This window comes from Micromonospora sp. CPCC 205558, from assembly GCF_036902955.1.
Taxonomy (GTDB): Bacteria; Actinomycetota; Actinomycetes; order Mycobacteriales; family Micromonosporaceae; genus Micromonospora.
Map to the genome: position 1 here is coordinate 103,250 of NZ_JBAKHR010000024.1, position 20,462 is coordinate 123,711.

Sequence of the window (20,462 nt, forward strand, 5' to 3'; positions counted from 1 at the left end):
TCCCGGTCGACCCGGCGGCCCGCAGGCCGCCGGTCGACCGGCCAACATCTCGAACACTACCTTCGTGGCCGCGCCGGTCACCCGGCACAGCCGGCACCATGGTCAGTCGTCGTCCACGCCGTAGAGCCGGCGACGGACCGACAGCAACTCGACCTCGGGGCGAGCGGCCACCAGGCGCTCACAGGAGTCGAGCACCTCGCGGACGTGCGCTGTCTCGGCGGCCACCACGGCCACCGCGAGCTGCGCTCGACCATGCAGGTCCAGCGCACCCACCTCGGCGGCCGACACCTCGAAACGGCGCAGCGCCGCAACGATCGGCCGTACATATGATCTCTTGGCTTTGAGCGACCGGGAGTCGCCCGGCAGCAGCAGGTCGAAGACCGCGGTTCCGGTGAACATCGCCCCGGACGATACCGCCAACCCGCCCCGCATGATCAAGGGGTTTACGCCGTTCGGCGTAAACCCCTTGATCAGCGTGTCACTGCCGGATCAGGCGCGAACCTTCTCCCGCATCTCGAAGGTCTCGATGACGTCGCCGACCTGGACGTTGTTGTAACCACCCAGGGTCAGACCGCACTCGAAGCCCTCGCGGACCTCGGTGGCGTCGTCCTTGAACCGCTTGAGCGAGGTGATCGTGAGGTTGTCCGCCACGACCGTCCCGTCCCGAAGCAGGCGAGCCTTCGCGTTGCGTCGGATGACGCCCGACCGGACGATGCAACCGGAGATGTTGCCGATCTTGGACGAGCGGAAGACATCGCGGATCTCCGCGGTGCCCAGCTCGGCCTCCTCGTACTCCGGCTTGAGCAGGCCCTTGAGCGCTGCCTCGATCTCCTCGATGGCCTGGTAGATGACGGTGTAGTACCGAATCTCCACGCCTTCGCGGTCGGCCATCTCACGGACCTTGTTCGAGGCCCGCACGTTGAAGCCGATGATCGTGACCGGCTCGGACGAGGCGCTCGCGAGCATGACGTTGCTCTCGGTGATCGCGCCGACGCCCCGGTCGAGGACCTTGAGCTGGACCTCCTCGGGGATGTCGAGGTTGAACAGCGCGTCCTCCAGAGCCTCCACCGAACCGGAGACATCGCCCTTGAGGATGAGGTTGAGCGAGGTCTTCTCGCCCTCCTTGAGCTGCTCCATGAGCGTCTCGAGGGTGGCCCGACCACGGGAGTTGGCGAATGCCGCCGCCCGCCGCCGTGCCTGTCGCTGCTCGGCGATCTGCCGCACCGTGCGGTCGTCCGCCGCGGCGAGGAAGGTGTCACCCGCACCGGGCGGCGCGGTCAGACCCAGAACCATCACCGGACGCGCCGGCCCAGCCTCGGAGAGCTGGTTGCCGTTCTCGTCGAGCATGGCCCGGACCCGGCCGTGCGCCCCACCGGCGACGATCGAGTCGCCCGCCCGCAGGGTGCCCTTCTGCACCAGCACCGTCGCCACCGCACCGCGGCCCTTGTCCAGGTGCGCCTCGATGGCCACACCCTGCGCCGGCCCGTCGATCGGAGCGGTCAGCTCCAGCGACGCGTCGGCGGTCAGCAGGACGGCCTCGAGCAGTTCCTCGATGCCGATGCCGGGCTTGGCCGCCACGTTGACGAACATGGTCTCGCCGCCGTACTCCTCGGCGACCAGGCCGTACTCGGTCAGCTGCTGGCGGACCTTGTCCGGGTTGGCCTCCGGCTTGTCGACCTTGTTGACCGCGACCACGATCGGCACGTCGGCCGCCTTGGCGTGGTTCAACGCCTCGATGGTCTGCGGCATCACGCCGTCGTCGGCCGCGACGACCAGGATCACGATGTCCGTCACCTGGGCACCACGAGCACGCATGGCGGTGAACGCCTCGTGACCCGGGGTGTCGATGAAGGTCACCGCACGGTCCACACCATCGTGCGGAACGTGCACCTGGTACGCACCGATGTGCTGGGTGATGCCACCCGCCTCACCGGCCACGACGTTCGCCTTACGGATGGCGTCGAGCAGCTTGGTCTTACCGTGGTCGACGTGACCCATGACGGTCACCACCGGCGCACGGCTGACCAGACGCTCCTCGGCCACCTCCGCGTCGAGGTCGATGTTGAACTGCGCGAGCAGCTCGCGGTCCTCGTCCTCCGGGCTGACGATCTGGATGTCGAAGCCCAGGTGCTCACCCAGCAGCTGCAGGGTGTCGTCAGAACAGGACTGGGTCGCGGTGACCATTTCGCCCAGGTTGAACATCTCCTGGACCAGCGAACCCGGGTTGGCGTTGATCTTGTCGGCGAAGTCCGACAGCGACGCGCCACGGGAGAGCCTGACGACCTGACCCTGACCCCGGGGAGCACCCGAGCTCATGGTCGGAGCCGACAGGTTGTCGAACTCCTGTCTGCGCTGCTTCTTGGACTTGCGACCGCGCGTCGGCCGGCCACCCGGACGCCCGAAGGCACCCGCGGCACCGCCGCCACGGCCACGACCACCGGCACCCGGACGACCGCCGCCACCGGCCGGACCACCCGGACGGAAACCGCCACCGGGAGCACCCGCACCGCCGCCGGGACCGCCACGGTAGCCACCGCCACCGCCGGCACCCGCGCCGCCACCAGGGCCGCCTCGGTAACCGCCGCCGCCACCGGCGCCGCCGCCAGGACCACCACGGAAGCCGCCACCGCCACCGCCACCGGGACGGCCTGCGCCGCCACCGGGACGACCAGCCCCACCGGGACCCGGGCGACCGGCAGCCGGCCGCTGGCTCGGCATGGACGCCGGGCTGGGCCGCGGCGGCATGGAGTTCGGGCTGGGCCGCGGCGGCATGCCCGCCGGGGTGTTGGGCCGAGGGCCACCCGCACCGGCGGCCGGAGGCCGCTGCTGCTGGCCACCCTGAATGCCGAACGGGTTGTTACCGGCGCCGCGCGCCGGCGGACGACCGCCCGGCCGGGCACCCGGACCGGGAGCCGGCGTGCTCGGACGAGCTGCCGGCGAACCGGGACGGGGCGGCATCGCCGCGGGACCCGGCCGAGGGCCGGGACGGTTGGCGCCGTCTGCCGGAGGCTCCCGACGAACGGGATTCTCCCGCTGCTGCTGGCGGGCGGCCTGCGCGGCCTTGACCGCGGCCTCCTGCTCAGCCTTCAGCGCGGCGGCACGCGCCTCCGCGGCCGCCACCTCGATGTCGTGGGCACTCGCCGGCTTGGCGACCGGGGTCGCCGACTGCGGCGCACCGGGCACCGGACCCTTGGGCTTCGGACCGGGTGCCGGCGCGGCCGGCCGCCGAGGCGGCATCGGCTTGGCCGAGACCCGGGGCGCGCCCGGGGTCGGGGTTGGCGTCGGGGTCGGGGTTGAAGCCGGCGTCGACGCGGGCGCCGACGGGGCGGCCGGAGCCGGGGCCCCGGCGGACGCGACGAATGCGTTACGCAGCCGCCGGGCGACGGGCGCCTCGACGGTGCTGGACGCGGACTTCACGAACTCGCCCATTTCCTTCAGCTTGGCGAGAACGGTCTTACTCTCGACCCCGAGCTCTTTTGCAAGCTCGTGTACGCGGGCCTTGCCTGCCACTGCACTCCTCACTCCGAGGTCGTGCGGGCAGCACCCGCAGCGACCTCACTCGTGCACTTGAAGCCTGGTCATTTCAGGGACTTCATCGTGTGCTCATGTCGGTCGTCCTACCCTGCTAGCGACCCTCGCCCGGTCGGGCTGACCGGACGTAGTGGTTGGCGCATCGACGTGCTCCGCCAGCACACCGTGGTCGAGGACCTCGGTGATGCGCAGCGCACGCCCAAAGGCGCGGCGCCGCACCGCCAGCGCGAAGCAGGCCGGATCCGGGTGCATGTTCGCTCCCCGACCCGGCAGCCTGCGGAGCGGATCAGGCCGGAGGCTGTGACCAGCCTCGTCCCTGACCGCGACGATCCGCAGCAATTCGCTGGCCGGCGCACGTTGCCGACAACCCACACAGGTGCGTTCCGGCGTTGTGCGTCGTACCACTGGAAGAAGTCTACCCCTAGCTGCCCGAGATCGCGCCGCCCGGCTCCCGCACGTGATCAGTTACCCCACGCGCCGCCGGCGAGGCCTGCTCCGCATCGGAGCGAATGTCGATCCGCCAACCGGTCAATCGGGCCGCGAGTCGGGCATTCTGCCCCTCCCGACCGATCGCGAGCGAGAGCTGGAAGTCGGGAACGGTCACCCGGGCGGCCCGACCGGCCAGGTCGACCACCTCGACCCGCAACGCCTTGGCCGGCGACAACGCGTTGCCGACGAAGGTGGCCGGGTCGTCCGACCAGTCGATGATGTCGATCTTCTCACCGTGCAGCTCGCTCATCACGGCCCGCACCCGCTGACCCATCGGGCCGATACAGGCGCCCTTGGCGTTCACACCAGGGGTGGTGGAGCGGACGGCGATCTTCGTGCGATGGCCCGCCTCACGGGCGATCGCGCCGATCTCCACGGTGCCGTCGGCGATCTCCGGCACCTCCAGGGCGAACAACTTCTTCACCAGCGCCGGGTGCGACCGGGACAGGGTGATCTGCGGCCCGCGCATGCCCTTGGCCACATGCACCACCACACAGCGGACGCGCTCACCGTGCGCGTACCGCTCACCAGGCACCTGCTCGGACTGCGGCAGCACGCCCTCCAGCTTGCCCAGGTCGACGCTGACGATGCCCTTCTCGGTCCGCGTCTCGTGCGCCTGCACCACGCCGGTGACCAGGTCACCCTCGCGGCCCACGTACTCACCGAAGTGCACCTCGTCGGTGGCCTCCCGCAACCGCTGGAGGATCACCTGCTTGGCGGTCATGGCGGCGATCCGGCCGAAGTCGTGCGGGGTGTCGTCCCACTCCCGCACCAGGCCGCCGTCGGAGTCCATCTCCTGCGCGTACACCAGGGCGGCGCCCGACTTGCGGTCGATCTCCACCCGGGCGTACGGCTCGGCCCCGTCGGTGTGCCGGTAGGCGGTCAGCAACGCGGTCTCGATCGCCGCGAGAATCGTGTCGAACGGGATCTCCCGCTCGCGCTCGAGTGCGCGCAGCGCCGCGAGGTCGATGTTCACCTCTCCTCGTCCTCCACATCATCTTCGTCGTCGATGTCGTCTGAATCGTCGATCTCGTCGGAATCGTCCGCGTCGTCGAACTCGTCGGAATCGTCCGCGTCGTCGAACTCGTCGTCCGGCTCACCGAGCTCGGCGAGCCGGGTGAACTCGACCTGCACGCGGCCGGGGCCCAGCTGGGCGTACGCCCAGGCGGCACGGCCGTCGTCGGTCTCCAGGTGCACGCCCTCGTCGTCGGTCGCGACCACCCGGCCGGTCAGCTGACGGTCACCGGCGGGCTGCTCGCCACGCTGGCCGGGCAACGCGACCGCGCCCCGGACGGTGACCTTGACCAGTCGGCCCACGTTGCGCCGCCAGTGGCGGGGCAGGGTGAGGGGCCGGTCCACGCCGGGCGAGCTGACTTCCAGCTGGTACTCGCCGGCGACGATGTCGCCACCGGTCTCCTCCGCGGCGTCCAGCGCGGCCGAGACCGCGCGGGAGACGTCCGCTACGGCGTCCAGGTCGATCCCGCCGTCCTTGTCCACCATCACCCGCACCACGTGCCGGCGGCCGGCCCGGGAAACCGACAAATCCTCCAGGTCGTAACCGGCGTCGTTGACCACCGGCTCGATCACGGCCCGCAGTCGGGCCCGCCGCGCGGCGAGGTCACCGCCGCCGCCGCGGGGACCCGCGGCGTCGCGGGGACCCGCGGCGTCGCGGGGTCGACCCGTCGGCCTGGTGGCACGGCCACGCTGCGTCATCTCCGCACCCTCTCCCTGGTCGACGGGGACAGTCGTCCCGCCATGCCGGCACGCCACCGGAGTGGACACGCCGGTGGTTGCGCAGAGCGTAACGCGCCTGCCCGGCGGCGGACCGGGCGGCGCACCGACGCCGGTGACCCCCGGACCGACGCACATGGTGTTGACTTGGCCGGTGGGGATCGGCAGAACGACACAGCGCGACCAAACATCCGGACATTCCCGGCGAAAGCTCCTGAGTGCCGGGGCGCTACTGGTGCTCGGTGGCGCCGTGACGCCGCTGACCGGCTGTGATCTTTTCGACCGCGACGACCAACCAGCCCCACCGCCCGACCCGCTGCGGCCGATGGTGGACGAGTCGCTCGCGCTGGCCGCCGCGTACCGGGCCAGCGCGACCGCGCATCCCGATCTCGCCGACCGGCTCAACCCGATCGCCGAGGCGCACACCGCGCACGCCACCGAGCTGGCCCGCGTGATCGGCGTAACGGTGCCCTCGGCGGCCTCCGTCGCCCCGACCACCCCACCGGCCGCCGACTCGAACGGCGCGCGCGCCGCCCTGCGGGCGCTGGAGAAGACCGCCCAACAGTCCGCCACCGCCGCCTGCGCCGCGGCACCCGCGGAACGGGCCGCACTGCTCGGATCGATCGTCGCCGCCCGGGCGACCCACCAGGAGGCACTGAAGTGAGGCAGCCGTCCGCCGGGGAGGCGCTCACCTCCGCCCTGTCCGCCGAGTACGCGGCCATCTACGCCTACGGACGCATCGGCGTCCGGCTCACCGGAGCGGCGCGGGACGCGGCACGCCAGGCGGAGGCGGCGCATCGCCGCCGACGCGACGCGCTGGTGGTGCAGCTCACCACGGCCGGCGGTGTCGTCCCGCCGGACCGCGCCGGGTACGCGCTGCCGTTCCCCGTGACCGACCGGGCGAGCGCCCTGCGGCTCGCCGCCGAGGTGGAGGAGCGCACCGCCGCACACTGGCGGGCCGCCCTGGCGTCCACCACCGGCGCCGACCGGGACCAGGCGCTGGCCGCCCTGGTCGAGTACGCCGTGCGGGCCACCCGGTGGCGGAAGACGGCCGGATCGACCCCGCTGACCGTCCCGTTTCCCGGACGCCCGACCTGAACCGGTCTGCTCCGGTTGCAGTCCGCATACCAGGTATGCATACTCCGTTGCCATGTCCATCCGTCACGGGTTGCTCGCCCTGCTCGAACGCGGCCAGATGTACGGCTACCAGCTGCGCGCCGCGTTCGAGGAGTCGACCGGCTCGACCTGGCCGCTGAACATCGGGCAGGTCTACACCACGCTGTCCCGGCTGGAACGGGACGGTCTGGTGCGCCCGCTGCCGGAGAGCGAGGCCGGGCAGCGCCCGTACGAGATCACCGACGCCGGCCGGGCGGACCTGGCGCTGTGGTTCGCCACCCCGATCAGCCGTACCGACCGGCCCCGCGACGAGCTGGCGATCAAGCTGGCGCTGGCGCTCACCACCCCCGGGGTCGACGTCCGGTCGGTGGTGCAGGCCCAACGCAGCGCGACGATGCGGGCCCTGCAGGAGTTGACCCGATTGAAGTACGGCAGCAACCGGCCGGAGGACCTCCCGTGGCGTCTCGTGCTGGATTCGATGGTGTTCCAGGCCGAGGCGGAGGTGCGCTGGCTGGACCACTGCGAGACCAGTCTGGTTCGACACCAACCCAGCGGCCCGGCGCCTCCCGTTCCCCCGCCCAGCGACGTCGACGCGGATGACGCGGCGCGATGGGCCGGCGAGGAGGCACGACGGTGAGCGGGTCGGACGACGCGGTGCTGGAGCTACGCGCCGTCCACCGGACCCACGGAACCGGGCCGGCCGCGGTGCACGCGCTGCGCGGTGTCAGCCTGGTCGTCCGGCCCGGCGAGTTGGTCGCCGTGATGGGGCCGTCCGGCTCCGGCAAATCGACCCTGCTGGCGCTCGCCGGCGGGTTGGACCGACCCACCGGCGGCGAGGTCCGGGTCGAGGGGCAACCGCTGGGGGCACTGGACCGCCGCGGGCTGGCCCAGCTGCGCCGCCGCCGGATCGGCTACATCTTCCAGCAGCTCAACCTGCTGGGCAGTCTGAGCGCACTGGAGAACGTGGCACTCCCGTTGGAGCTCGACGGCACCAGCGGACGCCGCGCCCGCGCGCTGGCCAGCGCGGCACTCACCGAGGTGGGCATGCCCGCACTGGGTGACCGCTTCCCCGACCAGCTCTCCGGCGGGCAGCAACAGCGGGTGGCCATCGCCCGCGCGCTGGTGGGTGAGCGCCGGCTGGTGCTCGCCGACGAGCCCACCGGGGCCCTGGACTCGCAGACCGGCGAGGCGGTGCTGCACCTGCTGCGCCGCCGGATCGACGCGGGGGCCGCCGGGGTGCTGGTCACCCATGAGGCGCGGCACGCGGGCTGGGCCGACCGGGTGGTGTTCCTCCGCGACGGCGTCCTGGTCGACACCACGGCACCGCTGGGCAACGTCGATCAGTTACTGACCGGCAGCGACCGGTGACCATCCGTCGGCCACCGCGGGCCCCCGCTCGGGCCGACACCGCGACGCGGCGGCCGGTCGCGCGGCCCGCTCCGGTCGGGCGACGGCGGTTCGCCGAGCTGACCGGCTCCTGGCGAGCGGCGCTGCGGATCGCCCGGCGGGAGTCACGCCGCTCCCGGGGGCGCACCGCGCTGGTGCTCGCGATGATCGCCCTGCCGGTCGCGGCGCTGGCCTTCCTGGCGGCCAGCTACGACATGGCCGAGCTGACCCCGGGCGAACGCGTCGACCGCCGGCTCGGGGTGGCCGACGCGGAGTTGCAGTGGATCGCCAGCAGCCCGGTCGAGCAGAACGAGTGGGGTGAGGGCTGGTACATACCGGACGGCGAGGCCCCCGCGCGGGTCACCGCCGCGCAGATGACCGCCCTGCTGGGGCCGGGGAGCCGGGTCACCGAGGTGCATCGGCGCGTTCCGTTGACGCTGCGCGGCCCGCGCCGCGACGAGGTCGTCAACGGGCGGGTGCTCGACCTCACCGACCCGTTGGCCCGCGGGCTGGTGCGGTTCCGAGCCGGCCGGCCGCCACGGCAGCCCGGTGAGGTCGCGGTCAGTCCGGCCGCGCTGCGCCGCCTGGACCTGCGCCTCGGCCATGCCGTGGCCACCGCCGACGGGAGCCGGGCGTACACCGTTGTAGGGGTGGTCGAGTTTCCCGACGACCTCGGGCCGGTCGTCGCGCTGCACCCGGGTGCCGTGGGGGCGACCGGCCCGCAGCCGGACGCCGTCTGGCTGGCGGACCTGCCCGCACCGGTGGACGCCGCGCTGGTCTCCCGACTCAACGACCGGGGGGTGGTGGTCACCGCGCGTCACCCGGTCGGTGCGCGGACCGGAACGGACCGGACGGGGTTCGGCCTGATCGGGCCGAGCGACGCCAACGACCTGAGCACCGGCGTCCTGATCGCGGGCCTCGGGCTGCTGGAGGTCGTCCTGCTGGTCGGGCCGGCTTTCGCCGTCGGTATCCGTCGTCGACGACGGGATCTGGCGCTGGTCGCGGTGGCGGGTGGCGACGCCGCCCAGCTGCGCCGGGTCGTGCTGGCTGACGGCGTGGTGCTGGGCCTGCTGGGCGCCGCCGCCGGCCTGCTGGTCGGCGTCGGCGCGGCGTTCGCCGGTCGACCGCTGATGGAGCAGTACGTCTTCGGCGCCCGCTTCGGCGGCTACCGCTGCTGGCCGACAGCGCTGGTGCTGCTCGGTGGCGTCGCGGTGCTGGCCGGGGTGCTCGCCGCGCTGGCGCCGGCCTGGACCGCCGCCCGGCAGGACGTCAGCGCCGGGCTCGCCGGACGACGCACCCCACCGGCGTCCCAGGGCCGTTGGTTGACGGTCGGGTTGGCGTTGGTGCTCGGCGGGGCGGGGCTGGCGGCGTTCGGCGCCACCCGGACCTCCCCGGCGGTGATCCTCACCGGGCTGATCCTGGGTGAGTTGGGTCTGGTGTGCTGCACGCCCACGCTGCTCGGGGCGCTGGCCCGCCTGGGCCGGGTGTTGCCGCTGGCACCACGGATCGCGCTGCGCGACGCCAGCCGCAACCGGGCCGCCGCGGCACCGGCCATCTGCGCCGTGATGGCCGCCGTCGCCAGCAGCGTGGCCCTCGGCGGATACCTGGCCAGCGACGGCGCCCGCGACGCGCGCGCCTACCGGCCGGCGCTGCCGACCGGCCACCTGCTGGTGTACGCGAACCGGCCGGACGGGCAGCCCACCCTGGCGCAGGTCACCGCCGCGGCCCGGGACCAGTTGGGGGTCGACGCGGTCGCGACCGTGAACACGCCCAACTGCGACCCGACGGGCGCCCGTTACTGCGACGTCGCGCCCGTCCTCCCGCCGAGCAAGGCCTGTCCGTGGCAGCCCGGCGACCGCCTCCCCGCCGCACACCGCCAGCAGGCGCGGGCCGACCCCCGCTGCCAGATCCCAGAGGTGGACTACTACGGCGGCTACGTCCAGCCCGGAGTGGACGACGGCACCGCGCTGCCACTTCTCACCGGCGCCGACCCGACGACGACCGCCGCCGCCACGGCGGTGCTGCGTGCCGGTGGCGTGGTGGTGACGGACCCGCGCTACCTGCACGACGGCCTGGTGACCGTCCGCGTCTTCAGCACGGACGCGAACCCGGACGCGCCGACCACCGTCCGCGACCTGCCGGGGTACGCGCTCCCCCAGGCGGCCGGTCTCTCCCGCCTGCTGCTGTCCACCACCGCGGCCCGACAACTCGGTCTGAGCTGGTCCCCGGCCGGCTGGGTGGTCGGCAGCACGACGCCGCCCGGCGAGGAACAACAGGCGCGGTTCACCGCGGCGCTGCGCTCCTACGGGACGTTCTCGCTGACCGTGGAGCACGGCGGCGCTCCGCCCGACGTCTCACCGCTGCTTCTGCTGCTCGCTGCGGCGGCCGGGCTGATCACGGTGGGGGCGGCCGGGATCGCCACCGCGCTCGCGGCCGCCGAGGGGCGTGCCGAGCTGACCACTCTGGCGGCCGTCGGCGCGGCCCCGGCGGTACGCCGGCTGCTGGCGATCTGCCAGGCCGGGGTCATCGCCGGTCTCGGTTCGGTGCTCGGCATCGTGGCCGGGCTCGGCACCGCCGCGATCGTGCTGGTGTCGGTGAACCGGCAGTACGCCGGCGACTGGCCGGCGCCCGACCCGTACCCCTTCCTGGTGCCGTGGCCCGCGCTCGGGGTCCTGGTGCTGGTGCCGGTGGTGGCGATGCTCGGGGCGGGCCTGTTCACCCGGGCCCGGCTACCGATCGAACGGCGGCTGGACTGACTGCTCCGCGGGTGCCGAAAGAGGACCGCGCAGGGGTGCCGCCGGGGCCGGGCAGCCGGCAGACTGATCGGCGTGTCAGTGCTGGGAAACATCACCCGTCGGGTCGGTCATCATCGGTGGTTCGGCGCGGCCGCACGTCTACTGGTCCCCGCCGACCGGGTGGTCGGTCGCCTCACCCGGGGGCGGGTGGTCGCGCTCGGCCTGATCCCGTCCCTGGTGATCACCACGACCGGCCGCCGCTCCGGCAAACCTCGCAGCAATCCGCTGGTCTACGTGCCGGACGGCGACGCGTACGTGGTTATCGGCTCCAACTGGGGGCAGACCCACCACCCCGGCTGGGCGATGAACCTGCTCGCCGACCCCGCCGCCGAGGTGGACGTGAAGGGCCGGCGGGTCGCGGTGCGGGCCGAGCGGGCCTCCGGCGCCGAACGGGACCGGTTGTGGCAGCTCCTGGTCACCGAGTGGCCCGCGTACCGGACGTACGTGCAGCGCGCCGGCGGCCGGGAGATCCACATCTTCCGGCTGGCCCCGACCGGGCGCGGCGCACCCGACAGCCAGCCATCGGCTGGCTAGGCTGACGGTCGGTAGCGAAAGGCGGACCCGTGGTTGAACAGTCCAGTGTCGGCCGGGGTCTCGACGATCGACGGTGGACGGTCGCGGAACGGGTCGCCGAGGCGGTCCGGCGGCGGTTCCCGGCCGATGTGCTCGCGATCGCGGTGCACGGGCCGCTGGCGCACGGTGACGACGACGGCGGCGGGGACCGCGAGGCGGGGATGCTGGTGGTCACCTATCGACCCGGGACGGGGCCGCCTCCGGCGACCCGGCGGGTGGACGGGGTGCTCGTCGATCTGACCGTGGCCGCCGCCGACGACTACCTGGCCCAGGCCCGGGTGCTCTCCCCGCTCTGGCCGCTGACCGCCGACCGGTACGTCACCACGCAGGCGTTGCACGATCCGACGGGTTGGATGCGGACGCTGCGCGACGAGCACCTGGGGAGGCTGGCCCGGGCCCGGCCGGCGGAGTTCAGCACCGCGGCCCGACAGGCGTGGTACAGGGGCAGCGCGGCGCACTCCCGGGCGGCCCGGCTCGCCGAGTGGTACGAGACCGATCAGGCTCTGTTGATGCTCGGTGAGGCCCGGCTGGCCGCGGCCACGGTGACCGGCCTGCTGAGTCGCACCTACTTCCGTGACCCCGGGGACGCGGTGCGGCGCACCGGGCTGGCCGGCGCGGACATGACCGAGGTGGGTGTGGTGTTGGCCCGGCAGGCCGAGGAGTTGGCCGCCCGTGGTCGTGCGGTCGACGGCACTGTCGACGAGCTGCTCAGCCTCTGAGGCGCGTCACAGCCCGCCCGGTACGCCGATCAGCGAGCCGATCAGGTAGGTGGCGCCGGCCGCCGCGGCGCCCAGCAGCAGCTGGCGCAGCCCGCTGGTCCACCAGGGACGGTTGGTGAAGCGCGCCACCACGGCACCGGCGGCAAACAGCCCGAGCCCGCCGACGGCGAGGGTCAGCCAGAGTTCGGTGGCGCCGAGCAGGTACGGCAACAGCGGGATCAGGGCACCGACCGAGAAGAACAGGAACGACGAGATCGCCGCAGCCCACGGGCTGGGTTGGTCGTCGGGGTCGACACCCAACTCCTCGCGGACGTGCACCCGCAGCGCCTCCTCCGGGTCGCGCCGCACCGCCTCGGCGACCTGGGTGGCGAGGTCCCGGGGCAGGCCCCGGGCCACCCACGCGTCGGCCAGCTCCCGAGCCTCCGCCTCGGGGTGCCGTTCCAGTTCCCGTCGCTCCTTTGCCACCTCGGCGGCGACCTGCTCGTTGGCGGAGCGCACGCTGGTGTACTCGCCGAGCCCCATCGAGATCGCACCTGCCACCAGGCCGGCGGTGCCGGTGAGCACGATGTTGCGGGGCGACACCCCGCCGCCGCCGACGCCCGCGATCAGGGCGATGTTGGTGACCAGGCCGTCCATCGCGCCGAAGACGGCCGGGCGCAGCCAGCCGCCGGAGACGTCCGCGTGGTGCGCCTCGCGCAGCGCCGCTGGGGTGTCGGTCACGGCGCCTGCCTTTCGTTCGCGACTGCGGGACTCCGCTTCGCTGCGTTCCTCGCGCTCACGGAAGGGTCAGGATCTCGTGGCCGTCATCGGTCACCACGATGGTGTGCTCGAACTGCGCCGTCCACTTCCGGTCCTTGGTGACCACGGTCCACCCGTCGTCCCACATGTCGTACTGGTAGGTGCCGAGGGTGATCATCGGCTCGATGGTGAACGTCATGCCCGGCTCCATGATGTCCGTGGGGCGCGGGCTGTCGTAGTGCGGCACGTACAGACCGCTGTGGAAGGCCTCGCCGATGCCGTGGCCGGTGAAGTCGCGGACCACGCCGTAGCCGAACCGCTTGGCGTACGACTCGATGACCCGGCCCACGACGTTGATCTGGCGGCCCGGGGCGACCGCGCGGATGCCGCGCATCATCGCCTCGTGGGTCCGCTCGACCAGCAGCCGGGCCTCTTCGCTGACCTCGCCGACGCAGAAGGTGGCGTCGGTGTCACCGTGCACCCCACCGATGTACGCGGTCACGTCGACGTTGATGATGTCGCCGTCCTGCAGAACGGTGGTGTCCGGGATGCCGTGGCAGATGACCTCGTTGAGGCTGGTGCAGCAGGACTTCGGGAAGCCCTTGTAGCCCAGCGTCGACGGGTACGCGCCGTGGTCGCAGAGGAACTCGTGCACCACCTTGTCGATCTCGTCGGTGGTCACGCCCGGCTTGCAGTGCTCGCCGGCAAGCTGGGTCGCCTGGGCGGCGAGCCGGCTGGCGACGCGCATCTTCTCGATGGTCTCCGGCGTCTGCACGTGCGAGCCCCGCCACTCCTGTGGGCGCTTCTTGCCCACGTACTCCGGTCGGGCGATCTGGGATGGCACCGGTCGCATCGGGGAGAGCGTGCCTGGTGTCAGCGGCGGGCGGACGGTCATGCCGTAAGCCTATCGCCGGGACCGCTGGTGACGGGCGCCACGGCCGGCCGGTGGGGGTTGTTGCCCTGCCAGGGCCGCTGTGCCATGGTGTCTGCGTGGATCAAGGGGGAGCACCGCCCGTCTTCTCCGCCAGCGCGGAGATCGACGGTGATCACCTCCACGTGGTGGTGGCCGGTGAGGTCGACATGGCGACCGCGGACACGATGCTCCAGACGGCGCTGCGGGAGCCCGCCGAGAGGATCACCCTCGACCTGAGCGCTGTCACCTTCTTCGACTCGGCCGCCATCCACGCCCTGGTCCGGCTCGCCCAGCAGGTTCCCGGCACGCTCACCGTTCGTCCGTCCCAGCAGGTCCGTCGCGTGCTGGAGATCTCCGGCCTCGGCGAGCAGAGCTGGCTCGACCCGGCCTAGGGCCGGCGTCACAGTCCTCGGTCGAGCCGTGTGAAGCGCGCCCCGGCCGCCGCCGGGCGCGTGGTCAGGCTCGCAGCTGACGGCGCAGCGTCACCTCGGTGCCCTCATCGGTACGCCGCACCGACAGGTCGCCCAGCGCTCTGATCAGGGCCAGACCGCGACCCCGGAAGCCGGAGCCGGTCGACTCCCGCCACTGCCCGCTGTCGCGCACCGTGGCCGTCACCGTCCGACCCTCGATGGCCACCTCCACACTGATCGTGGCCTCGGCGGGTTGGACCGGGTGCTCGATGGCGTTGGCGGCGGCCTCGGAGACGGCGACGGTCAGGTCGAACAGGTCAGTCTCGCCGACGGAGTGCGCGACCAGGAAGTCCTCCAGCCGCTTGCGCAGCACGCTGAGCCGGGTCGGGTCCGCCGGCAGCCGCAGCGCGAAGCGGTTCAGCTCCGCCGCCTCCAGGGCGAGGACCGCCACGTCGTCGCGGCGCGGCCGGCCGGTGACCCGCTCGACCACCGCGTCGATCAGATCCACCACGTGCTCACTCGGGGTGGCCGCGTCCACGCGGAGCTGGGCCAGTGAGGCGTCGATGCCGAGCTGACGGTCCTCGATCAGCCCGTCGGTGTAGAGCAGCAGTCGACTGCCGGCCGGCAACTCGGCCTCGACCGACTCGTACGTCGCACCGGAGAGGGCGCCGACCGGTGGACCGAGCGCCCGGTCGTGCAGGAACGCCACATCGCCTCCGGTGATCAACAGTGGGGACGGGTGACCGGCGCTCGCGTACCGCAGCCGACCAGTGCGGGGGTCGAACAGCAGGCAGACCACGGTCGCGAAGGATCGGCCCTCGGTGGAGCCGACCAGCCGGTTGAGCCGGGTCAGCGACTCACCCGGATCGAAGCCCTCCAGCACGTACGCCCGCAGCGCGTTGCGCAGCTGCCCCATCGCCGCGGCGGCCCGGACGCCCTTACCGACCACGTCCCCGATGACCAGCACCAGTTCGTCACGGTTCAGCGCGATCGCGTCGTACCAGTCGCCGCCGACCTCGACGTCAGCGCTGCCGGGCAGGTAACGGCTGGCCACCACCGCGCCGGGCAGCTGGGGCAGTGACCGGGGCAGCAGGCTGTGCTGCAGGGTGGTGGCGATGCGGTGTTCGGCTTCGTAGAGCTGGGCGTTCTCCAGCCGCACCCCGACCAGCCGGGCCAGCTGGGTCAACGCGGCGTCGTCGGCCTGCGCCTCGTCGCCGTCCGCCCGCCAGACCTGCAGCTCACCGAGCTGCCGGCCGGTGGTGCCGGTCAGCTCGGCCACGAAGGACGGGTCGGCGGCAGCGGTGCCACCGCCGTCCGCCTCGAAGCGCGCCTCGGCCGCGGTGACCACCACCCGCGCCGCCTCGGCGAGGCTCAACGCGTGCCGGGCGGCGACCTGGAGGACATCGGCGGTGGATCGGGCGGTGTTCACCGCCACCGCCGCGTCGGCCAGCGCCCGGAGCCGGCGGATGATCTGCCCGCGCAGCTGGCCCAACTCCACGTTGGCCCGCACCCGGGCGATCAACTCCTGCGCGGAGAACGGCTTGGTGAGGTAGTCGTCGGCGCCGACGGCGAGGCCGGCGACGGCCTCCGCGGAGCCGGCGCGGGCGGAGAGCAGCACGATCGGCACATGCCGGGTACGCGGGTCCGCGCGCAGCGCGCTGACCAGCCCGAACCCGTCCAGCCGAGGCATCATCACGTCGGTGAGCACCAGGTCGAACCCGCCCTCGCGGGCCAACGGCAGGGCATCGAGCCCGTCGTTCGCGGTGACCACGTCCCAGGTCGGCGAGAGCAGCCGGCTGACGTGCTCCTGCAGGTCGGCGTTGTCGTCGACGACCAGGATCCGGCCAGCCGGGGGGCCCGCCGCCGGCTGACGGGCGACCTCGGGTGTCGCCGCGACACCGGCCCACAGCGCGGTCTCCGCCACGAAGAGCCGGGCCTGCTCGGGCTCACCCACGGGCAACGGGTCGAACGCCACCACCCGGTCCGCCGGCAGGTGCGCCGAGCCGAACGGAACGGTCACCGTGAAGGTGCTGCCCCCGTCGACCTGGCTGGTCAACCCGACCTGACCGCCGTGCATCTCGACCAGCTCGCGGACCAGCGCGAGGCCGATGCCGGTGCCTTCGTGGGTGCGTGCCCGCGCCCCCGGCACCCGGTGGAACCGTTCGAAGACGTGCGGCAGCTCGTCCGGCACGATGCCGATGCCGGTGTCCGTCACCTCCAGCCGCGCCGCGCCCTCCACGGCCTGGACCCGCACCCGGATCTCGCCGTCGAAGGTGAACTTGACCGCGTTCGACACCAGGTTGAGGACGATCTTCTCCCACATGTCCCGGTCGACGAAGACCGGCGTCGGCAGCGGCGGACAGTCCACCACCAGCCGCAACCCGGCCCGCTCGGTGGCGGAGCGGAAGGTGCTGGCCAGCCGGGCGGTGTAACCGGCGAGATCGGTGGGCTGATAGCGGGCGGCCAACCGACCGGACTCCAACCGGGAGAAGTCCAGCACGGTGTTGACCAGCTTGAGCAGGCGCAGCGCGTTGCGGTGCATCATGCTGAGCCGGTCGGTTTCGGTGGCGGGCAGCTCCGGGTCGGCCAGCATGTCCTCCAACGGGCCGAGCACCAGGGTCAGCGGGGTACGGAACTCGTGGCTGACGTTGGCGAAGAAGTTGGTCTTCGCCCGGTCCAGCGCGGCCAGCTCGGCGGCCCGGGCCCGCTCCTCCTCGTACGCCCGCTGGGCGGCGACCGCCCGGGAGATCTGGGCGGCGACCAGGCCGAGGAAGTCGCGGTAGTCGTCGCTGAGCGGCAGCTGGCGGGCCACGCCGACGACCAGCACGCCGACCGTCTGGTTGCTCGCCGTGAGCGGCAGCACGAGGGCCTGGTCGGCCGCGTCGACCGGCAACGCGTCGAGCAGACCGGCCACCTCGACGGTGACGGGCGCGCCATCGTCGGTCAACCGGGCGAGCAGCTGCGAGGTGACATCGACGGTGGGAGGGGTCGCGCCGGTACGACCGGCGAGGGTGAGCTGGCCGTCGCGGTCGGCCAGGTAAATCAGGGCGAACGGCAGGTCCGCCCGGTGCCGGTCGAGCACCCCGGCGGCGATCCGGCCCAGTTCCGCGGCGCTGCCGATGTCGCTCAGCTCGGCGCCCAGTTCGGAGAGCGCTCGCAGCCGGCGTTCGCCGAGCACCCGCCCGGTCGTCTCACTGACGATGCAGTACACGCCACTGACCGAGCCGTCGTCACCCCGGATCGGGTCGTACGAGACGTTGAAGTAGGTCTGCTCGACGAAGCCGTGCCGGTCCAGCAGAAAGGGGTGGTCCTCGCCCCGGTAGGAACGTCCGGTGCTCCGGACGCCGTCGAGCAGCGGGCCGAGCACCGCCCACGTCTCCGCCCAGTACGCGCGGGCCGGTTGGCCGATCACGTCCGGGTGTTTGCCGCCGATGGTCGGCCGGTAGGCGTCGTTGTAGAAGGCCAACTGCTCGTCGCCCCAGAACATGACGATCGGGGCACTGGAGGCGAGCATCATCCCGACCGCGGTGGAGAGCGGCTGGGGCCACTGACCGGGCTCACCCAGCGGGCTGGAGGACCAGTCGAAGGAGGCCAGCCGTTCACCCATCTCACCGCCGGCCGCGAACGCGGCCGCCAGCATCGGAGGGGTCTCCCGGCCTGACAGGGCGGCAGGCCCGATGTCAGCGCCCCCCTGGGCCGAGCTCATGCAGCCTCCCGCTCCGGCCGTACCCCTCGACCGTTGATCTTCACCCGCCGTGCCTCGACTTGTACCCAAGCGGACCGGCAACGTAACGCATCACGACGGCCCGACGCTGGTTATCCACGCCTGCGCCGTCGGGCACCCGACAGTACGGATAACGGCAGTGGTCGGGGTGCCCTGACGAGTCAGAAGACCGGCAGGCCGTCGATGCTCGCCGCGTTCTTGGTGGCTCGGTAGGCGACCAGGTCGTCGGCGCTGCGGCGGGAGTGTGAGGTAAGCAACAGATCGCGTTCGGCCCGGAAGTCCATCATCGGCACCGCGTATCCACAGGAGTCACTGACGCGCTCCACCTCGACCGTGATGACCGCCCGGACGGCGTGCACGTCCGGCGGTGCGGGAAACTCGGCGATCCGATCGGCGAAGGCGTCCTCGGTCACCGCGACGCTGCTGCCCCGACCGTGCAACCGGACGATCTTCGGCGGACCGTCGAAGGCGCAGAACATCAGCGTGATCCGGCCGTTGTCCCGCAGGTGGGCGATGGTCTCCGCTCCGCTGCCGTGATAGTCGAGGTAGGCAACCCGGAGCGGCCCGAGGATCACGAACGTGCCCCGCATGCCCTTGGGCGACACGTTGACGTGCCCCTCGGCACCGGACGGGGCGGTGGCCACGAAGAAAAGCGGCTGGGCCACGATGAAGTCACGCAGTCGACAATCGATCTCCGGATAGACCTTGCCCATGCGCCGATCCTCCCACCGGTGCCGCCGGCAGTCGGGGGCGATCTCGGTCACACCCGCTGGCCAGCGGCCCGCACCAACGCCGTGATCGGACGGGGATCCCGCTCATTCTCCGGATGCCACTGCACCCCGAGCACGAACGGCCGGGCCGGGTCCTCCACCACCTCCACCACGCCGTCCGCCGCCCAACCCGTCACCGTGAGCCGGCCCGGATCGGCCACCGCCTGGTGGTGGTACGAGTTGACCTGGTCGACCCCCGCCAACACCGAGGCGGCCAGACTCCCCGGCGCGAACCGCACCGGGTGGGTCCCGTACACGCCGGGCGCCGGGCGGTGCGCCTCGTGACCCACCACGTCCGGCAGGTGCTGGTGCAGGGCGCCGCCGTACGCGACCGCGAGCAACTGCATGCCCCGGCACACGCCCAGCACCGGCACCTCGGCGGCGAGCGCGGCGGCCAACAGGGCCAGCTCGCCGGCGTCCCGGTCCGGCCGGTCCTCGGTACGCGGGTCGGGCGGCTGGCCGTACCGCCCCGGGCCGACGTCCGCGCCACCGGCCAGCAACAACCCGTCGAGGACAGCCACCACGTCCGCGTCCACGTCGTCCGGCGGCAGCACCACCGCCCGACCACCCGCGGCCGTCACCGCCCGGGTGTACGCCTCCGGCACCAGCACCGCCCGCACCCCTCGCCAGACAGCCCAGTCGGCGGGCTCGGCGTACGCGCTGACCCCGATCAGCGGCCTCCGCTGAGCTGGCACCGTTCGCGACTGCGGGGCTCGCAAACCCGGCTCACTCCTCGCACTCACAGCACTGACTCCGTTCGCGACTGCGGGGCTCGCAAAACCGGCTCACTCCTCGCACTCACAGGGGAGTGACGTAGGCGCCCGTGATGCCGCCGTCGACAACGAACTGCGCGGCGGTCATGAACGAGGCGTCGTCACTGGCCAGGAACGCGACCGCGGCAGCGATCTCCTCCGGTTGCCCGAAGCGACCCATCGGCACGTGCACCAGCCGACGGGCGGCACGTTCCGGGTCGGCGGCGAAGAGCTCCAGCAGCAACGGGGTGGCCACCGGGCCGGGACAGAGCGCGTTCACCCGGATGCCCTCGCGGGCGAACTGCACACCCAACTCCCGGGTCATCGCCAGCACCCCGCCCTTGCTGGCGGTGTACGCGATCTGCGATGTCGCCGCGCCCATCAGCGCCACGAACGACGCGGTGTTGATGATCGAGCCCTTGCCCTGCCGCCGCATGTGCGGAATGGCGTACTTGCAGCACAGGTAGACGCTCGTGGTGTTGACCCGCAGCACCCGCTCCCACGCGTCCAGGCCGGTGTCCAGGATGGAGTCGTCGTCCGGGGGTGAGATACCGGCGTTGTTGAACGCGACGTCCACCCGGCCGTGCCGGTCGGCCACCCCGTCGAACAGGTCGCGTACCGCCGACTCGTCGGCCACGTCGGTGGCCACGAACTCGCCGCCGCACTCCTGCGCGGCCTTCGTGCCGGCCTCCGCGTCGATGTCCACGCAGACCACCCGGGCCCCCTCGGCGGCGAACCGCCGCACGGTGGCCAACCCGATGCCGCTGCCCGCTCCGGTGACCACGGCCACCCGGTCCTGCAACCGACCCTGCACT

19 protein-coding genes are annotated in these 20,462 nt (G+C 72.7%); 8 read left to right on the forward strand and 11 right to left on the reverse strand.

Annotated features, from left to right (window positions below; all coding sequences use genetic code 11):
- Positions 1-102 precede the first annotated feature (102 nt).
- The 5 genes from V6U86_RS24400 to rimP all read right to left on the reverse strand — a co-directional run bounded on the left by V6U86_RS24400 (position 103) and on the right by rimP (position 5,733).
- Positions 103-399, reverse strand: coding sequence for a DUF503 domain-containing protein (locus V6U86_RS24400; protein ID WP_124771432.1), 297 nt, complete (start codon positions 397-399; stop codon positions 103-105).
- 90 nt (positions 400-489) lie between these two features.
- On the reverse strand, positions 490-3,510 hold the full coding sequence (gene infB / locus V6U86_RS24405) for a translation initiation factor IF-2 (RefSeq protein WP_334506865.1): 3,021 nt from the start codon (positions 3,508-3,510) through the stop codon (positions 490-492).
- A 93-nt stretch (positions 3,511-3,603) separates the two neighbouring features.
- Positions 3,604-3,936 (reverse strand): YlxR family protein, encoded by a 333-nt coding sequence (locus V6U86_RS24410; protein ID WP_334506867.1) that lies wholly within the window; start codon positions 3,934-3,936, stop codon positions 3,604-3,606.
- 16 nt (positions 3,937-3,952) lie between these two features.
- Positions 3,953-4,996, reverse strand: a complete 1,044-nt coding sequence (gene nusA / locus V6U86_RS24415; RefSeq protein WP_334506870.1) for a transcription termination factor NusA — start codon at positions 4,994-4,996, stop codon at positions 3,953-3,955.
- Entirely contained in the window at positions 4,993-5,733 is a 741-nt protein-coding gene (gene rimP, locus V6U86_RS24420) for a ribosome maturation factor RimP (RefSeq protein WP_334506872.1), read from the reverse strand. Before rimP ends, nusA begins: the two co-directional genes overlap by 4 nt.
- A gap of 154 nt (positions 5,734-5,887) precedes the next feature.
- On the opposite strand from rimP, the gene V6U86_RS24425 reads away from it, so the two are divergent.
- From V6U86_RS24425 to V6U86_RS24455, 7 genes are all read left to right on the forward strand, one after another.
- Positions 5,888-6,415 (forward strand): hypothetical protein, encoded by a 528-nt coding sequence (locus V6U86_RS24425; protein WP_334506874.1) that lies wholly within the window; start codon positions 5,888-5,890, stop codon positions 6,413-6,415.
- The gene (locus V6U86_RS24430) at positions 6,412-6,849 is read left to right on the forward strand and encodes a ferritin-like domain-containing protein (RefSeq protein ID WP_334506876.1); all 438 of its coding nucleotides are present in this window, start codon (positions 6,412-6,414) and stop codon (positions 6,847-6,849) included. The genes V6U86_RS24425 and V6U86_RS24430 overlap by 4 nt, the downstream gene beginning before the upstream one ends.
- Positions 6,850-6,901: 52 nt before the next feature.
- Positions 6,902-7,504, forward strand: coding sequence for a PadR family transcriptional regulator (locus V6U86_RS24435; RefSeq protein ID WP_334506878.1), 603 nt, complete (start codon positions 6,902-6,904; stop codon positions 7,502-7,504).
- Positions 7,477-8,235 (forward strand): ABC transporter ATP-binding protein, encoded by a 759-nt coding sequence (locus V6U86_RS24440; RefSeq protein ID WP_334506880.1) that lies wholly within the window; start codon positions 7,477-7,479, stop codon positions 8,233-8,235. Before V6U86_RS24435 ends, V6U86_RS24440 begins: the two co-directional genes overlap by 28 nt.
- Positions 8,232-11,009, forward strand: coding sequence for an FtsX-like permease family protein (locus tag V6U86_RS24445; protein WP_334506882.1), 2,778 nt, complete (start codon positions 8,232-8,234; stop codon positions 11,007-11,009). The genes V6U86_RS24440 and V6U86_RS24445 overlap by 4 nt, the downstream gene beginning before the upstream one ends.
- A gap of 72 nt (positions 11,010-11,081) precedes the next feature.
- Entirely contained in the window at positions 11,082-11,582 is a 501-nt protein-coding gene (locus V6U86_RS24450) for a nitroreductase/quinone reductase family protein (RefSeq protein WP_334506884.1), read from the forward strand.
- 29 nt (positions 11,583-11,611) lie between these two features.
- Entirely contained in the window at positions 11,612-12,340 is a 729-nt protein-coding gene (locus V6U86_RS24455; protein ID WP_334506886.1) for a nucleotidyltransferase domain-containing protein, read from the forward strand.
- 6 nt (positions 12,341-12,346) lie between these two features.
- On the opposite strand, the gene V6U86_RS24460 is transcribed toward V6U86_RS24455, so the two are convergent.
- Together V6U86_RS24460 and map are read right to left on the reverse strand one after the other, a co-directional pair.
- Entirely contained in the window at positions 12,347-13,060 is a 714-nt protein-coding gene (locus V6U86_RS24460) for a VIT1/CCC1 transporter family protein (protein ID WP_334506888.1), read from the reverse strand.
- A gap of 55 nt (positions 13,061-13,115) precedes the next feature.
- Entirely contained in the window at positions 13,116-13,973 is an 858-nt protein-coding gene (gene map, locus V6U86_RS24465) for a type I methionyl aminopeptidase (protein ID WP_334506890.1), read from the reverse strand.
- A 95-nt stretch (positions 13,974-14,068) separates the two neighbouring features.
- Between map and V6U86_RS24470 the strand changes: the two genes are divergently transcribed.
- Positions 14,069-14,383, forward strand: coding sequence for an STAS domain-containing protein (locus V6U86_RS24470; RefSeq protein WP_334506892.1), 315 nt, complete (start codon positions 14,069-14,071; stop codon positions 14,381-14,383).
- A 64-nt stretch (positions 14,384-14,447) separates the two neighbouring features.
- Here V6U86_RS24470 and V6U86_RS24475 read toward each other — a convergent pair whose 3' ends face one another.
- The 4 genes from V6U86_RS24475 to V6U86_RS24490 all read right to left on the reverse strand — a co-directional run bounded on the left by V6U86_RS24475 (position 14,448) and on the right by V6U86_RS24490 (position 20,461).
- Positions 14,448-18,107, reverse strand: a complete 3,660-nt coding sequence (locus tag V6U86_RS24475) for a SpoIIE family protein phosphatase (RefSeq protein WP_334506894.1) — start codon at positions 18,105-18,107, stop codon at positions 14,448-14,450.
- Positions 18,108-18,286: 179 nt separating this feature from the next.
- Positions 18,287-18,838, reverse strand: a complete 552-nt coding sequence (locus V6U86_RS24480) for a pyridoxamine 5'-phosphate oxidase family protein (RefSeq protein WP_334506896.1) — start codon at positions 18,836-18,838, stop codon at positions 18,287-18,289.
- 47 nt (positions 18,839-18,885) lie between these two features.
- The gene (locus V6U86_RS24485; protein WP_334506898.1) at positions 18,886-19,590 is read right to left on the reverse strand and encodes a gamma-glutamyl-gamma-aminobutyrate hydrolase family protein; all 705 of its coding nucleotides are present in this window, start codon (positions 19,588-19,590) and stop codon (positions 18,886-18,888) included.
- Between the two features lie 103 nt (positions 19,591-19,693).
- Positions 19,694-20,461, reverse strand: coding sequence for a 3-oxoacyl-ACP reductase (locus tag V6U86_RS24490; RefSeq protein ID WP_334506900.1), 768 nt, complete (start codon positions 20,459-20,461; stop codon positions 19,694-19,696).
- Position 20,462 lies beyond the last annotated feature (1 nt).

Excerpts from the sequence above, each read along its gene's own strand:
- V6U86_RS24480 (WP_334506896.1), bottom strand. The coding sequence starts at position 18,838 with ATGGGCAAGGTCTATCCGGAGATCGATTGTCGACTGCGTGACTTCATC.
- V6U86_RS24400 (WP_124771432.1), bottom strand. The coding sequence starts at position 399 with ATGTTCACCGGAACCGCGGTCTTCGACCTGCTGCTGCCGGGCGACTCC.
- map (WP_334506890.1), bottom strand. The coding sequence starts at position 13,973 with ATGACCGTCCGCCCGCCGCTGACACCAGGCACGCTCTCCCCGATGCGA.
- V6U86_RS24440 (WP_334506880.1), top strand. The coding sequence starts at position 7,477 with ATGGGCCGGCGAGGAGGCACGACGGTGAGCGGGTCGGACGACGCGGTG.
- rimP (WP_334506872.1), bottom strand. The coding sequence starts at position 5,733 with ATGACGCAGCGTGGCCGTGCCACCAGGCCGACGGGTCGACCCCGCGAC.
- V6U86_RS24425 (WP_334506874.1), top strand. The coding sequence starts at position 5,888 with ATGGTGTTGACTTGGCCGGTGGGGATCGGCAGAACGACACAGCGCGAC.
- V6U86_RS24475 (WP_334506894.1), bottom strand. The coding sequence starts at position 18,107 with ATGAGCTCGGCCCAGGGGGGCGCTGACATCGGGCCTGCCGCCCTGTCA.
- V6U86_RS24435 (WP_334506878.1), top strand. The coding sequence starts at position 6,902 with ATGTCCATCCGTCACGGGTTGCTCGCCCTGCTCGAACGCGGCCAGATG.